Origin of the sequence: Streptomyces sp. NBC_00090 (assembly GCF_045160815.1) — a bacterium.
In the GTDB taxonomy this organism is placed as follows: Bacteria; Actinomycetota; Actinomycetes; order Streptomycetales; family Streptomycetaceae; genus Streptomyces.
Genome location: NZ_CP108224.1, coordinates 5,487,794 through 5,501,815, shown reverse-complemented (window position 1 = coordinate 5,501,815; position 14,022 = coordinate 5,487,794). Strand labels below are relative to the sequence as shown.

The following is a 14,022-nucleotide window of genomic DNA, read 5'->3' as shown; positions in this document are numbered from 1 at the left end:
GATCCCCGACTGCCGGTGTATCAAAGGTGTGAGGACGTGGGAGGGGGACCGCACCGTCGTCGGCGAGGGAGCGGTGATCGCACGGGTACGCGCCGGAGAGCCGGAGGCGTACGCGGAGCTGGTGCGCGCCCACACGGCGGTGGCGCTCCGGGCGGCGGTCGCCCTGGGTGCGGGCGCGGACGCGGAGGACGTGGTGCAGCAGGCCTTCTTCAAGGCGTACCGCTCGCTGGGGCGCTTCAAGGAGGGCGCGGCGTTCCGGCCGTGGCTGCTGCGGATCGTCGTCAATGAGACCAGGAACACAGTGCGCTCGGCGGGTCGACAGCGTGCCGTCGCCGACCGGGAGGCGGACCTGCTCGGGGCCGAGCCGCGGATACCGGAGTCGGCGGACCCGGCGGTCGCGGCCGAGGAGCGGGAGCGGAGCCGGCGGCTTCTCGACGCCCTGGACGGGCTCGGCGAGGACCACCGGCAGGTGGTGGTCCACCGCTATCTGCTGGAGCTGGACGAGGCGGAGACGGCCGAGGCGCTCGGCTGGCCGCGGGGGACCGTGAAGTCCCGGTTGAGCCGGGCGCTGAAGAAGCTGGGACTCGTGCTGGAGGGAGGTGAGGAGCGTGGCTGACGAGCGTCTGCCGGAGGACCGGCTGCCGGAGGAGCTGCGGGAGCTGGGGCGGCGGCTGCGGGTGCCGGACGTGGACGGCGAATCCATGGCCGAGCGGGTGCTCGCGCAGCTGCTGGAGGAGCGGGTCCCGACGCCCGTGCCGGTCCGGCGACGGCCCTGGTCGTGGGCGTCACCGCGGGCGTTGCCGGCGTGGGCGTGGGTGTCGGAGCGGGCGTCGGCGGTGTGGGCGTGGCTGCGGGAGCGGTGGCGGGCGCTGGTGGCGGGCCTGACCGGCGTGCTGATCGTGCTGGTGCTCACCCCTCCCGTGCGCGCCGCGGTGGCGGACTGGTTCGGCTTCGGCGGGGTCGCCGTGCGGTACGACCCGGACGGCCGCCACGCTCCGCCCGGCGCGTCGGTGCCGGGGTGCCCCGACCCGGTCCCCCTGGCGGAGGCCGGGCGCAGGGCGGGCTTCGAACCGCTGGTGCCGGGCGCGCTCGGCCCGCCCGACGCGGTCGCGGTGACGGGGTCGGCCGAGCGGGGCCGGGCGGTGATCAGCCTGTGCTGGCACGACGGGGAGAGATCGGTCCGGCTGGACGAGTTCCCGGCCCGCCTGGACATCGGCTTCGCCAAGCAGGTGACGACGCGGCCGAGGTGGGTGGACCTCCCGGACGGCGCGCAGGGCTACTGGTTCGCGGAGCCCCATCTGCTGACCTTCCCGATGACGGACGGGACGGGCGCGGCCTGGACCCATGAGGTCCGGACGGCGGGCCCCACGCTCCTCTGGACGAGGAGCGGGGGCGCGCTCACCTTCCGCCTGGAAGGCATACCGGACCCGGAGCAGGCCCGCCGGACGGCGGAATCGGTCGGCTGAGGACCGGCCTGACCCGGGCGGACCGGGGTCAGGCCGGGAGGACCGGGTCAGGTCGGGCAGACCGGGGTCAGGTCGGGCAGACCGGGGTCAGGTCGGGAGGCCCGGGGCCGGGTAGGCGGTGAGGAGGTCGGCGACCTCCGCGCGGATCGCGCCGAGCGCGTCCTCGTCGCCCGTGCCGGCCGCGGCGACACCGCGGTCGATCCACTCCGCGACCTGGGCCATGTGCTCCGTGCCGAGGCCTCGGGAGGTGAGCGACGGGGTGCCGATGCGGACACCGGAGGGGTCGAAGGGCTTCCGGGGGTCGTAGGGGACGGTGTTGTAGTTCACGACGATCCCGGCCCGGTCGAGGGCCTTCGCGGCGATCTTGCCCGGGACCTCCTTGGGGGTGAGGTCCATCAGGATCAGGTGGTTGTCGGTGCCACCGGAGACCAGATCGAAGCCGCGGGCGAGGAGCGCCTCGGCGAGTGCCTTGGCGTTGGCGACGACGGCGTGGGCGTAGGCACGGAAGGAGGGCTGGGCCGCCTCGTGGAGGGCGACGGCGATGGCCGCGGTGGTCTGGTTGTGCGGGCCGCCCTGGAGGCCGGGGAAGACGGCCTTGTCGAGGGCCTTGGCGTGCTCCTCGCGGGACATCAGCATCGCGCCGCGCGGGCCGCGCAGGGTCTTGTGGGTGGTCGTGGAGATCACGTCGACGTGCGGGACCGGGGACGGGTGGGCGCCGCCCGCGATGAGGCCGGCGATGTGGGCGACGTCGGCGACGAGCACGGCGCCGGCCTCGCGGGCGATCTCGCCGAAGGCGGCGAAGTCGATCGTGCGGGGCAGCGCGGTGCCGCCGCAGAAGATCACCTTCGGGCGCTCCTTGAGGGCGAGCTCGCGGACCTCGTCGAGGTCGATGAGGCCCGTGTCCCGGCGTACGCCGTACTGGACGCCCCGGAACCACGTGCCGGTGGCGGAGACGCCCCAGCCGTGGGTGAGGTGGCCGCCCATCGGCAGGGCCATGCCCATGACGGTGTCGCCGGGCTCGGCGAAGGCGAGGTAGACGGCGAGGTTGGCCGGGGAGCCGGAGTAGGGCTGGACGTTGGCGTGGTCGACGCCGAAGAGCGCCTTGGCGCGCTCGACGGCGAGGGTCTCGACCCGGTCGATGTTCTGCTGGCCCTCGTAGTAGCGGCGGCCGGGGTAGCCCTCGCTGTACTTGTTCTGGAGGACGGTGCCGGAGGCTTCGAGGACGGCGGCGGAGACGTAGTTCTCGCTGGGGATGAGGCGGAGCGTCTCGCCCTGGAGCCGCTCCTCGGCGCCGACGAGGGCGGCGAGCTCGGGGTCGGCGGCGGCGAGGGCGGGGTGCTGCTGGGGCACGGTCACGGTGGTGTCCTCCGGGCGTTGCGGCGGGTCCCGGGACACTGCGGGTGAGGCGCGGCGCCACGCGGGACTGTCGGGTCCCGTGACGCCCAGGCGAGCGGCGCCCCGTGTGGTCTGCCGCGCACGGCTCCCCCGGGGTCGCTTCCCCGTACGCCAGTCGCCGTGCGTGTTTGAAGACTAGCTGGCGCGCCGCCGCCGAGGTTTCCCCTTCCGGCATGCGAGCGACGATAAGAAGGGGGGCCACGAGCCACCCACCGGGCCGCAGGACGAACGGAGATCCCGTGTCGAGGACGCAAGACGCGATCGCTTCCGCGGAGGCGCACAGCGCTCACAACTACCACCCCCTTCCGATCGTCGTCACCTCGGCGGACGGGGCCTGGATGACCGATGTCGAGGGGCGCCGCTACCTCGACATGCTCGCCGGATACTCGGCGCTCAACTTCGGGCACGGCAACCGACGGCTGATCGACGCCGCGAAGGCGCAGCTGGAGCGGGTGACGCTGACCTCGCGCGCCTTCCACCACGACCGCTTCGCCGATTTCTGTACGCAGCTGGCGGAGTTGTGCGGCAAGGAGGTGGTGCTGCCGATGAACACGGGGGCGGAGGCGGTCGAGACGGCCGTGAAGACCGCCCGGAAGTGGGGGTACGAGGTGAAGGGCGTGCCGGACGGGCACGCGAAGATCGTGGTCGCGGGGAACAACTTCCACGGCCGGACGACGACGATCGTCAGCTTCTCCACGGACCACGAGGCGCGGGACCACTTCGGCCCGTACACACCGGGGTTCGAGATCGTTCCGTACGGGGACCTCACAGCGCTCGAAGCGGCGGTCACCGAGAACACCGTGGCGGTGCTGCTCGAACCGATCCAGGGCGAGGCGGGCGTGCTCGTTCCGCCGGCCGGTTACCTGCCGGGCGTGCGGGAGCTGACGCGCCGGCGGAACGTGCTGTTCATGGCGGACGAGATCCAGTCGGGCCTGGGCCGGACCGGGAAGACCTTCGCGTGCGAGCACGAGGGTGTGGTGCCGGATGTGTACATCCTGGGGAAGGCGCTGGGCGGCGGTGTGGTGCCGGTGTCGGCGGTGGTGGCCGACCGTTCGGTGCTCGGCGTGTTCCGGCCGGGTGAGCACGGGTCGACGTTCGGCGGGAATCCGCTGGCCTGCGCGGTGGCCCTGGAGGTGATCGCGATGCTGCGGACGGGCGAGTTCCAGGAGCGGGCGGCGGAGCTGGGCGAGCACCTCCACGCCGAGCTGGGGCTGCTCGTGGGCGGCGGGGCGGTGGAGGCGGTGCGCGGGCGCGGCCTGTGGGCCGGGGTGGACATCGCGCCGGCCCGGGGCACGGGCCGGGAGATCTCGGAGCGGCTGATGGAGCGCGGGGTCCTGGTGAAGGACACGCACGGGTCGACGATCAGGATCGCGCCGCCGCTGGTCATCTCGAAGGAGGATCTGGACTGGGGCCTGGAGCAGCTGAGGGGCGTGCTGTCGGACTGACGGGCTCCGTTTCGGAAGGGGGCGGAGGCGTGTCCGTACCGGCCGAGGCGGGGCAACTCGGGCCATTGACACGGCAGTTGGTCTAGGCCAATGATGCCGCCATGCCGAGACTCCGTCTGCGTCACGCCGTGCGTGCCGCGCTCGCCGCCCTCGTCCCCCTCGCGCTCCTCGGCGCGTTCACGGGACCCGCCCACTCCGCCCCGAAGGCGGCCTGGCCCGAGCCCGTCCCGGTGGTCTCCCACGTCGAGACCACCGACCCGGTCGTCTTCATCACCATCGACGACGGCTGGTACCACGACCCCGCGGCGGCGAAGCTGCTGCTCGACCGCCGGGTGCCCGCCTCGCTCTTCCTGCTCCCGGGCGCCTACTCGTACGACTCCGGCTACTTCCACACCCTGCTGAACCAGGGCCGCTCCCGCGTCGAGAACCACACCGTCAACCACCCGGACCTCACCACGCTCGACGCCGCCGGCCAGAAGGCGGAGGTCTGCGGGGCCCGCGACCAGCACCTCGCCCAGTTCGGCGACGGCCCGCGACTGCTGCGCCCGCCGTACGGCACGTACGACGCGACGACCAGGACCGCCGCCCGCGCCTGCGGGGCGAAGGCCCTGGTGACGTGGACGTACGACCTCACCAGCTGGGGCCAGTGGACCCCGCCGACGCCGACCCTCAAGGCCGGCGACATCATCCTGCTGCACTTCAACGAGACCCTGGAGCAGGATCTGAAGCGGGCCCTCGACCTGGCCGAGGCGGCCGGCCTCAAGCCCGCACCGCTGAGGGAGTACGTCCCCGAGTAGGCGCCCCCGACGTCCGTGGCGCCAGTGACGTCCGTGGCGCCCCTGGCACCCCTGACGTCCGTGCCGTCCCTGGCACCCCTGACGTCCCTGGCGTCCCTGGCATCCCTGCCGTCCCTGCCGTCCCTGGCGCCCGTGCCTTCCCTGGCGGCCCCTAGAGGATCACGTGCGGGAGGAAGCGGGCGTACTCGTCGGTGACGAGGCCCGCCGACTCCCGGATCCCGAGCCCCGCCGCCTCGTTCTCGACGACCCATGCGCCGAGCACCACCCGGTTGCCGTCGAAGTCGGCCAGCGGGGCCAGCTCCTGGTAGCAGCAGGCCTCCCCGTCCCGTGCGAAGGGCTCCGTACCGGCCTCGTGCAGGGTGACGCCCGCGCCCTCGCGGCCGAGCAGCGGCTTGGCGGCCCACCCCGTCGTCGTGGCGAGTTCGCGCGGGCCGTCGAGGTAGGCGGGGAGCAGGTTCGGGTGGCCCGGGTAGAGCTCCCACAGGATCGCGAGCAGCGCCTTGTTGGAGAGGAGCATCTTCCAGGCGGGCTCGATCCAGCAGGTGGTGCCGGTCCCGCCGCCGTTGTCGAGGGTGTCGAGGACGTACCGCCCGAAGCGGTCGGTGGTCAGCCACTCCCACGGGTAGAGCTTGAAGCAGCTGCGGATGAAGCGGAGCCGGTCGTCGACGAACCGGCGCGAGAGCCGGTCCCAGCCGATCCGCTCGACGGAGAGCGCCTCCGTGTCGAGCCCGGCCTGCTGGGCGGTCTCGCGCAGGTACGCGACCGTCATCAGGTCCTCGCCGAGCTCGTCGCCGTCCGAGTGGACGAAGTGGACGGGGCCGGGCGGCAGCAGCGGCGCCTGCCGCTTCCAGGCGTCGACGAGCCGCTCGTGAAGGGAGTTCCACTGGTCGGCGCCGGGGAACCGCTCCTCCATCCAGAACCACTGCGGGCTCGCGGCCTCCACGAGCGAGGTGGGGGTGTCGGCGTTGTACTCCAGCATCTTGGCCGGGCCCGTACCGTCGTAGCGCAGGTCGAACCGCCCGTAGAGGGAGGGGAGTTCGGCCCGTCGCCGCCAGGACTCGGCGACCAGGGACGCGAGCTTCGGATGGACGATCCCGAGCTCGGCGAACCGGTCCCGCTCGACGATGTGCGCGGCCGCCGCCAGGCACATCGCGTGCAGCTCCTCGACGACCTCTTCCAGGGCCTCGACCTCGGGCAGGGTGAAGGAGTAGTACGCGCTCTCGTCCCAGTACGGGCGCAGCGAATCGTCCGGGTAGCGGGTCAGCGGGTAGATGACCCCCTGCTCCTCGACGATCCGCTGCCAGTCGGGCCGGGGCTCGATGGTGTGCCGCTTCATGTGCCGGGCCTTCCTCAGCCGCCGCCGGAGCCCGAACAGCCGAAGCCGCCGGTGTCGACGGCCGCCTTGCTGAAGCTGCCGCCGCTCACCTTGCCGCTCCGGACGGCACCGCCGTAGTAGTACGAGCCCCGGTGCGTGGTGCCGTCATCGTCGTCGTCGCCGCCACCGCTCTCGCACTGGTAGCTGGGCAGCTCTTCACGGGTCAGCGGGTCGACACACCGCTTGTCCGGTTCCGAACCGCACGCGGTGATCGTCGCCGCGAGCACGCCCATCCCGCCGAGCACCACCGTGCTCGACCTCAGCCTCCGCATGTCCGTCGCCTCCCCTTCGCGGTCGTGGCCGTCGTGGCCACGACAGTCGCGACCGCACAGTGTAGGCCGGTGATTTCCGGCCTCACGCCCTAGAGTCGTTTCGTGCTTCTCGGGATGATTTGTGCGCTTGCTTCGGCCTTCTGCTTCGGCGCGGCCTCTGTCTTCCAGGCGATGGCGGCCCGTGCCACGGAGCCGGGGACGGGCGGGGGCGTCGACGTCGCCCTGATGTGGAGGGCGCTGCGGCAGTGGCGCTATATCGCCGGTCTCGGGATGGACGCCCTGGGCTTCGCGCTGCAGATCGTGGCGCTGCGGACGCTGCCCATCTACGCGGTGGGCGCGGCGCTCGCCGCGAGCTTGGCCGTCACGGCGGTCATCGCCTCGCGGCTGCTCCATGTGCGGCTGAGCCGGGTGGAGTGGGCGGCCGTCGCCGTGGTGTGTGCGGGGCTCGCGATGCTGGCGTTCGCCTCGGGGAAGGAGGGCCACGAGGACGGCTCGGAGGCACTGCGGTGGGCGCTGCTCGCCGTCTCCTTCGGGGTGCTGCTGCTCGGTGTGGTGGCGGGCCGGCTGCCGGAGAAGCCGCGTGCGCTCGTCCTCGGCCTCGGGGCGGGCTTCGGATTCGGGGTGGTGGAGGTGGCGGTCCGCCTGATCGACGGCATCGACTTCACCGATCCGGTCTGGTACGCGCTGCTCGTGGGCGGCGGGGCGGCGTTCCTGCTGCTGACCTCGGCGTTCCAGCGGGGCTCCGTGACCACGGCGACGGCGGGCGCGGTGCTCGGCGAGACGATCGGGCCGGCGGTGGTCGGGGTGGTCTGGCTCGGGGACAGCACGAGGGAGGGATTCGGCTGGCTGGCGGTCACCGGCTTCGCGGTGGCCGTGGCGGGCTCCCTGACCCTGGCCCGCTTCGGCGAACCGCCCGCGCCGGAGGGGGCCGCCGACGAGCCGAAGACCCTGGAGGCGGGCACGGACGCGGGGACGGGCGTAGGGACGGACGCGGGGGCGGACGCGGGCGCAGGGGCGGGCACGGGGACGGACACGGACGCAGGGGCGGGCGCGGCCCCGGCCCCCGAGCGGGGGCCCCGCACGCCCTGACGGGGCGAGGGCGGGGGCGGGTCGGATCGGGTCGGTCGGGTCGGTCGGGTCAGGTCGGGCCGCGTCGGTCAGGGCCGGTCAGGTTCGGGGCAGGTCAGGGCAGGTTCGGGGCAGGTCAGGGCAGTACCCGGCACAGGGCCTGGAGCGCGCCCTGCCAGCCGCTGTCCGGCGGCGTGGCGTAGCCGACGACCAGGCCGTCCAGGGTCGGCTCCACGGTGGGCCGGCGGAACTGGTTCACGCCCTGGACCGCGAGACCGTGCCAGGCGGCGGCCCTCAGGACCTCCTGTTCCGTGCCGGGCGGGAGGGCGAGGACGGCGTGGAGGCCCGCCGCGATCCCGCTGACCCGGGTCTGCGGCGAGTGCGCGGCCACCGCCGCCACCAGCTGGTCCCGGCGTCGTCGGTAGCGCAGCCGCATGGCCCGTACGTGCCGGTCGTACGCCCCGGAGCCCAGGAACTCCGCGAACGCCAGCTGGTCCGGCGCGCTCGACGCCCAGTCCACGGCCCCCTTCGCGGCCACCACCTCGCCCACCAGGCTCTCCGGCACCACCATCCACGCCAGCCGCAGCCCGGGGGCCAGGGACTTGCTCGCGGTACCGAGGTAGACGACCCGATCGGGGTCGAGGCCCTGGAGGGCTCCCACGGGCTGTCTGTCGTAGCGGAACTCCCCGTCGTAGTCGTCCTCCAGGACGAAGCCCCCCGAGGCGCGCGCCCGGTCGACGACGGCCGCCCGCCGGTCCGGGGGCAGCGCGCCGCCCAGCGGGAACTGGTGGGCCGCCGTCAGGAGGACGCCCCCGGCGCCCGTCAGCTCCTCGACCCGGGTGCCGCGTTCGTCGAAGGGCAGGGCCGGGGTCCCGAGTCCGGCCCTGGTGAGGATGGCGGCGTGGACGTCGAGGCCGTACGACTCGACCGCCACGTCCCGCACCCCGCGGCCCCGCAGCACCTCGCCGATCAGCATCAGTCCGTGCACGAAGCCCGCGCAGATCACGATCCGTTCGGGCCGGGCGTGCACGCCCCGCGCGCGGGCGAGGTACTCGGCGAGCGCGGTGCGCAGTTCGATCCGGCCGCGCGGATCGCCGTAGCCGAGGGCTTCGTTCGGGGCGGCGGTGAGCGCCCGGCGGTACGCCTTGAGCCACTCGGCGCGCGGGAAGGAGGCGAGGTCGGGGGTGCCGGCCTTCAGGTTGTGCGCCGGGCCGCCGGGACGGGGAAGGGGCCGGGGCGAGGGCGCCGGGGGCGGCGGGGCCTGCTTGCGCGGCGCGGTCCTTCGGGCGACCCGGGTACCCGAGCCCTGCCGGGCCGTCAGCCAGCCCTCGGCGACCAGTTCGGCGTAGGCGTCGGCGACGGTGTTGCGGGCCATGCCCAGGTCGGCGGCGAGCGACCGGGAGGACGGCAGCCGGGTGCCCGCCTCCAGGCGCCCGCTGCGCACCGCTTCCCGGAGCGCGTCCATGAGTCCGGCGCGCAGGCGTGGTCCGCGCAGTTCCAGATGGAGGTCGGACCCGAAAGTGGCCCAGTCGTTCGCCATGGAAATGGACCATACTCCTGCGCCATCCCGCTCGTACGGTGAGAAGCATGACGACGACTACCGCCACCACCACCGCAGCGGAGAAGGGCGGGTACGCACACGAGCACGCGCCCCGCCTCGCCATGGCCGAGCGGGTCCCCGAGTTCTACCGGGCGATGATCCGGCTGGAGACGGCCGCCGCCAAGGACGTCGACCCGACCCTCTACCACCTGATCAAGATCCGGGCCTCGCAGGTCAACCGCTGCGCGTTCTGCATCGACATGCACACCAAGGACGCGCTCGCCGAGGGCGAGTCCGTCGAGCGGATCGTGCAGCTCTCCGCCTGGGAGGAGTCCCGCCACTTCTACACCGAGCGGGAGCTCGCGGCCCTCGCGCTGACCGAGTCCGTCACCGTCCTCACCGACGGCTTCGTCCCCGACGAGGTGTACGCGCGCGCCGCCGAGCACTTCGACGAGACCGAGCTGGCCCGGGTGATCGCCGCGATCGTCACCATCAACGCCTGGAACCGGATCGGCGTGACGACCCGGTTGACGCCCGGCCACTACACCCCGCGCTCCTCGTGAGCGGGCACGCGACCGCCGAGGCCCTGCGCGAGCTGCACCACGGCCGGCCGGCGGATGCTCCGCTGGTGCTGCCGGGGCCCTGGGACGCGGTGAGCGCCCGCGCGTTCGAGGAGGCCGGTTTCCCGGCGCTCGCGACGCCGAGCGCCGGGATCGCCGCCGCCCTGGGGTACGAGGACGGGGAGACACCGGCGGCGGAGATGTTCGCCGCGGTGGCGCGGATCGTCCGCTCGGTCTCCGTACCCGTCACCGCGGACCTGGAGGGCGGCTACGGGCTGCCGGCGGCCGAGCTGGTGGAGCGCGTACGGGAGTCCGGCGCGGTCGGGGTGAACCTGGAGGACAGCGACCCGGCCGGCGGGCTCAGGGACCCGCGGGCCCACGCGGAGTGGCTGGCGGAGGTACGGGCGGCCGCGGGCCCGGGGCTCTTCGTCAACGCGCGCGTGGACGTGTACATCCGGCGGACGCCCGCACCGGCGGAGGCGGCGGTGACCCGCGCCCGGCTCTACGCGGAGGCCGGCGCGGACTGCGTCTACCCGATCGCGGCCCCGCCCGCCGACCTGCCGGCCCTGCGCGCCGCGCTCGGCGACCTCCCCCTCAACGCCCTGTCGGTGCCCGGCGGCCCGTCCTTCACGGAGCTGGGCCGTCTGGGCGCGACCCGCGTCACCTTCGGCGACGGCCTGCTCCGCCGCGCCACGGCCGATCTCACGGCCCTGGCGACGGAGCTCCGGGACGCCACCGCCCTCGTGGACTGAGCGCGGCGCCGCGCTCATGGGCCGAGCGCGATGCCGACCCCGGTGGGCCGGCCCCTCAGTGCGCGCCCGGGCGGAAGAAGTCCAGCGCCACGCGGAGGACCTCACGCTGCTTGGGCCAGTCGGTCTCCGGGCCGGCCGAGAGGATCGCGTAGTGGTTTCCGTCCGCCGCCGTGAAGGCGCGGTCGACCACCTTGCGGCGGCCGCCCTCGCGGGAGTACGCGTAGACCAGCTCGGCGGCGTCGGCCGGGGCGCCCGGTTCGCCGGTGACCCGGTCGAGGCTGATCTCCTCGTAGCCCGGCTTGTTGGTCCTGCCGTCCTCGGACGCCCCGCGCAGGGCCTCGTACGGGGTCAGGCCCGGTTCGGTGACGACGAAGACCTGGAGGAGGCTCCGCCCGTCCGGCGCGTTGTAGAAGACGCCCTGGTCGGACTCGGTGCGGTCCCAGCCCTCGGGTATCGCGACCGTGAAGCCCTTGAGGTCCTCGACGGCGCGGTAGCCGGGCGGGGGGACGTCGTCCATCGGCGTGGCGGAGGACGAGGAGTCGGAGGGCGAGGGCTCGTCCGTCGGGGAGGACGGGTCCGAAGGGGACTCCGTGGCCGGGTCCGGTGCGGAGACCGAGGCCGGCGGGCCGCCGGCCGCCGGGGACTTCCCGTCCTCGCCGCCGCCCCAGATCAGCCAGGTGCCCACCGAACCCGCCGCCAGGACCGCGACGGCGACCCCCGCCGCGACCGCACCGCGCGAGCGCGACCGGGAGGCGGTGGCCGGTGCCGATGCCGATGCGGTGGAGTACTGCCACTCCCCCGTCTCGGGCACGTACTCCGGGGAGTGCTCAGGGGAGTGCTCCGGGGCGTATTCAGGGGCGTACGAGGGTGGAGGCGGCGGCGGAAGCACGACGGGGCCGAGACCGGACGCGGGGGCAGAGGCGGAACCGTGGCCGGGGCCGACGCCCGTGACGGGGCCCGAGCCCGGGCCGGGGCCCGGAGCGCCCCCGCCCGTCTCCCAGCTCTGTGTCTCGTCGTTCCAGCGGATGCTCATCTCACCCTCCGAGCAGGGCGCCGACGGCCTGGCCGACGGTCACCCCCGAGGCGAGGATCCCCGTCACCGCGCCCGCGTCCGTCAGTGCCCGGCGCAGCCGGGTCAGGCGGCCCGTACCGGCCCGGCCGGTGTCCTCGATCTCGTCCTCGGCCTCGGCGAGTTCGGCGTCGAGGGCGGTCGTCTGCTCGGAGGCGACGACACCGCCGAGGTCGGCGCGGAGCCGGCGGATCGCCTGGAGCAGCTCCTCCTGCTGCGGATCGCGGGCCGGCTCCGAGCCGGTCACCGTGTTGGTGACGGTGTTGTGGTCCCCGATGGTGACGTTGCCGCTCGTGTTGGTGACGTGAATGCCGCCGCGGCCCCTGTCGTTGCCGCTGCCGGTACCGGTGCCGGTGTCAGCCACGGTCGCCTCCGGTCGTCGAAGTGGTGGTCTTGTTGGTGACCGTCCTGTTGGTGACGGTGTTCTGGTTGCCGAGGGTGACGTTGCCCTTGGTGTTCTCGATGAAGGTGCCGCCCTCGGCCACGTGAACGATCTTCTGCTCGAACTCGGCGGTCTCGTAACCGGCTTCGCGCAGGGCGACGGTCACCCCGTTCGCGACCCGGTCCTGAATGCTCTTCAGGTAGCGGCTGACGTCCATCTCCTGGAAGAGGGAGGCCTCGTCGTCGGAGCCGCGCTCGCGGACCGAGATCCAGGGCCCCTCGGGCAGCGCGTTCGTGTGGCCCGCCGTGAGCAGCCGCCAGCCGTGGCCGAGCGCGCGCCCCAGCGTGGCCAGGGCCTGCCCGGCGGAGCGCGGGGTCTGGCCGAGCGCCCAGACGGCCTTGCCGAAGTGGTGGTTGTGCCGGTAGCGGTGGGCGATCCGGTCGGCGTCCCGGTAGAACCGCTTCACCGGTCGCAGGACGTGCGGGGCGACCTCCAGCATCAGCATGCCGCCCTGCGTGTGGACGCGGACGAAGACGGTGGTGACGATCTCCTCGCCCCAGCCGCCGACCCGGATGCGGAGGAAGTGGCGGCGGGTCTCGCCGCCCTCCTCGATCGAGCCCGAGCGGTGCAGCTCGAAGCCTTCGGGGGTGTACGGGGCGGCCGTGCGGGCCGGCAGCCCGTCGACGGGCAGGAAGACGACCTCGTCGATCTCCAGCTCGCGCAGCCGGTCCCGTACGGCGGCCTGGATCCGCGGCGAACCGTGCTCGGAGGGCACGCGCAGCGCCTCCACGAGCGGGACGACGTGCCGCATGATCGCGCTGTTGTCGAGCGGCTCGGGCGCCGCGCCGTCGAGGCTCTTGCGGGGGCGCAGCTCGATGGAGAGCGACCAGGGCTCGTACGGGGCACCGGCGCCGCAGAACGGGTCGTCGGAGCCGTACATGACGAGTCGCGCGTGCTGCTCGATCCGGATCCGGTCGCGCAGGCGGCGGGAGCGGGCTCCCACGGACTGCTCGGCCGGGTCGGAACGGAGGTCGGGGAAGCGCTCCTTGGAGAGCTCCTCGGTGAGCGCGCGGGCGAACTGGCCGCGCTGGGTCGCCACCGCCCAGGCCACGAGCAGCGGCACGGCGATGGTGATCCACACCTCCAGCTTGCCGATGCCCCACATCTCCTCGGCGGCCAGGGCGAAGACCAGACCGAGGAAGCCGCCCGCCTCACCGACCTCGCCGAAGAACTCCCAGCGGGTCTCCTCGTCGGCGAAGGCGAGCACGAGCAGGACCAGGGCCGACTGGAAGAGCATCAGCCGCCCGTACCAGCGCAGCACGAGGGCCGGGAAGACGCGGAAGAGGGGTGCGGCGGCCGCCCGGCCGCGGATCCAGCGGGCGAGGCCGAGCACCAGGAAGGGCACGACGAGGAGGACGACCAGGCCCTTGGTGAGCGGGAAGGCGACGATCCAGAGGGCGAGGATGCCGGCGGCCCAGGCGAGTTCGACGCGGCGGGCGCGCAGCGCGTGGGCGAGGACGCGGCTCGCGTCGAAGCCGAGGGAGGGCGCGGCGAAGCGCTCCTCGTGGACGTACAGCTGGTCGATGACGGTGTCCCGGAAGCCGTCGTCGAGGTAGGTGCCCGCGCAGAGCAGGCGGGTCGACTCGCTGGCGGAGGGTAAACGGCGCGGGTCGACCGCCGGCGGCGCGCCCGGCGGGGTGCCGGGCGGGTCCGCCGGTGGTGAGCCGGGTGGACGGCCGGGCTGCTGAGGTACGGACGCTTGCGCCAAGACTCCCCCGATGATGCGGAACTGCCCATTCTTCCGGCTCACTTGGCCGGGACCGGTGGGACAGCATAGGCGAGATGGGGGCGCCCTGTCGGCGCGAAAAACGGCGCCCCCGGGCCGTACGGTCGGTCGTACG

13 protein-coding genes, 1 pseudogene and 1 riboswitch are annotated in these 14,022 nt (G+C 73.8%); of the genes and pseudogenes, 7 read left to right on the top strand and 7 right to left on the bottom strand.

The features are described from left to right. The first annotated feature begins 28 nt into the window (after positions 1 to 28). Together OG361_RS24735 and OG361_RS24730 are read left to right on the top strand one after the other, a co-directional pair. Positions 29 to 616: an RNA polymerase sigma factor gene (locus tag OG361_RS24735; protein WP_384560327.1), complete on the top strand. Its 588-nt coding sequence runs from the start codon at positions 29 to 31 to the stop codon at positions 614 to 616. Further along, positions 609 to 1,466, top strand: coding sequence for a hypothetical protein (locus tag OG361_RS24730; protein WP_405856854.1), 858 nt, complete (start codon positions 609 to 611; stop codon positions 1,464 to 1,466). The genes OG361_RS24735 and OG361_RS24730 overlap by 8 nt, the downstream gene beginning before the upstream one ends. 87 nt (positions 1,467 to 1,553) lie before the next feature. Here OG361_RS24730 and glyA read toward each other — a convergent pair whose 3' ends face one another. Further along, positions 1,554 to 2,822 (bottom strand): serine hydroxymethyltransferase, encoded by a 1,269-nt coding sequence (glyA, locus tag OG361_RS24725; protein WP_405856852.1) that lies wholly within the window; start codon positions 2,820 to 2,822, stop codon positions 1,554 to 1,556. Between the two features lie 77 nt (positions 2,823 to 2,899). After that, positions 2,900 to 2,990, bottom strand: a riboswitch (ZMP/ZTP riboswitch). A 110-nt stretch (positions 2,991 to 3,100) separates the two neighbouring features. Here glyA and rocD point away from each other — a divergent pair. Further along, positions 3,101 to 4,306 (top strand): ornithine--oxo-acid transaminase, encoded by a 1,206-nt coding sequence (gene rocD / locus OG361_RS24720; protein ID WP_405856850.1) that lies wholly within the window; start codon positions 3,101 to 3,103, stop codon positions 4,304 to 4,306. A gap of 101 nt (positions 4,307 to 4,407) precedes the next feature. Further along, positions 4,408 to 5,103: a polysaccharide deacetylase family protein gene (locus OG361_RS24715; RefSeq protein ID WP_405856848.1), complete on the top strand. Its 696-nt coding sequence runs from the start codon at positions 4,408 to 4,410 to the stop codon at positions 5,101 to 5,103. Between the two features lie 151 nt (positions 5,104 to 5,254). Here OG361_RS24715 and OG361_RS24710 read toward each other — a convergent pair whose 3' ends face one another. After that, complete coding sequence (locus OG361_RS24710) at positions 5,255 to 6,439, bottom strand: glutathionylspermidine synthase family protein (protein ID WP_405856846.1); 1,185 nt, start codon at positions 6,437 to 6,439, stop codon at positions 5,255 to 5,257. 14 nt (positions 6,440 to 6,453) lie between these two features. After that, complete coding sequence (locus OG361_RS24705) at positions 6,454 to 6,750, bottom strand: hypothetical protein (RefSeq protein ID WP_405856844.1); 297 nt, start codon at positions 6,748 to 6,750, stop codon at positions 6,454 to 6,456. Positions 6,751 to 6,864: 114 nt separating this feature from the next. On the opposite strand from OG361_RS24705, the pseudogene OG361_RS24700 reads away from it, so the two are divergent. Continuing rightward, positions 6,865 to 7,689 (top strand): annotated as a pseudogene (locus OG361_RS24700) (hypothetical protein); the annotation flags it as partial. Between the two features lie 265 nt (positions 7,690 to 7,954). On the opposite strand, the gene OG361_RS24695 reads toward OG361_RS24700, so the two are convergent. Continuing rightward, positions 7,955 to 9,358, bottom strand: coding sequence for a PLP-dependent aminotransferase family protein (locus OG361_RS24695; RefSeq protein WP_405856842.1), 1,404 nt, complete (start codon positions 9,356 to 9,358; stop codon positions 7,955 to 7,957). Positions 9,359 to 9,405: 47 nt separating this feature from the next. On the opposite strand from OG361_RS24695, the gene OG361_RS24690 reads away from it, so the two are divergent. Both OG361_RS24690 and OG361_RS24685 read left to right on the top strand, forming a co-directional pair. After that, positions 9,406 to 9,921, top strand: coding sequence for a carboxymuconolactone decarboxylase family protein (locus tag OG361_RS24690; RefSeq protein WP_384560312.1), 516 nt, complete (start codon positions 9,406 to 9,408; stop codon positions 9,919 to 9,921). Then, a complete protein-coding gene (locus OG361_RS24685) occupies positions 9,918 to 10,670 on the top strand; it encodes an isocitrate lyase/phosphoenolpyruvate mutase family protein (protein WP_405856840.1) in 753 nt (250 codons plus the stop codon). Before OG361_RS24690 ends, OG361_RS24685 begins: the two co-directional genes overlap by 4 nt. Positions 10,671 to 10,725: 55 nt before the next feature. Here OG361_RS24685 and OG361_RS24680 read toward each other — a convergent pair whose 3' ends face one another. From OG361_RS24680 to OG361_RS24670, 3 genes are read right to left on the bottom strand one after another with little or no spacing between them, the layout of a single operon-like run. Next, positions 10,726 to 11,703, bottom strand: a complete 978-nt coding sequence (locus OG361_RS24680; RefSeq protein ID WP_405856838.1) for a serine/arginine repetitive matrix protein 2 — start codon at positions 11,701 to 11,703, stop codon at positions 10,726 to 10,728. Position 11,704: 1 nt separating this feature from the next. Next, on the bottom strand, positions 11,705 to 12,103 hold the full coding sequence (locus OG361_RS24675; RefSeq protein WP_405856836.1) for a hypothetical protein: 399 nt from the start codon (positions 12,101 to 12,103) through the stop codon (positions 11,705 to 11,707). Continuing rightward, entirely contained in the window at positions 12,096 to 13,889 is a 1,794-nt protein-coding gene (locus OG361_RS24670; RefSeq protein WP_405856834.1) for a hypothetical protein, read from the bottom strand. Before OG361_RS24670 ends, OG361_RS24675 begins: the two co-directional genes overlap by 8 nt. Positions 13,890 to 14,022 lie beyond the last annotated feature (133 nt).

What these genes read in the sequence shown, in the direction of transcription:
- OG361_RS24715 (WP_405856848.1), top strand. Translation starts at nt 4,408, where the DNA reads ATGCCGAGACTCCGTCTGCGTCACGCCGTGCGTGCCGCGCTCGCCGCC.
- OG361_RS24710 (WP_405856846.1), bottom strand. Translation starts at nt 6,439, where the DNA reads ATGAAGCGGCACACCATCGAGCCCCGGCCCGACTGGCAGCGGATCGTC.
- OG361_RS24705 (WP_405856844.1), bottom strand. Translation starts at nt 6,750, where the DNA reads ATGCGGAGGCTGAGGTCGAGCACGGTGGTGCTCGGCGGGATGGGCGTG.
- OG361_RS24695 (WP_405856842.1), bottom strand. Translation starts at nt 9,358, where the DNA reads ATGGCGAACGACTGGGCCACTTTCGGGTCCGACCTCCATCTGGAACTG.
- OG361_RS24690 (WP_384560312.1), top strand. Translation starts at nt 9,406, where the DNA reads ATGACGACGACTACCGCCACCACCACCGCAGCGGAGAAGGGCGGGTAC.
- OG361_RS24680 (WP_405856838.1), bottom strand. Translation starts at nt 11,703, where the DNA reads ATGAGCATCCGCTGGAACGACGAGACACAGAGCTGGGAGACGGGCGGG.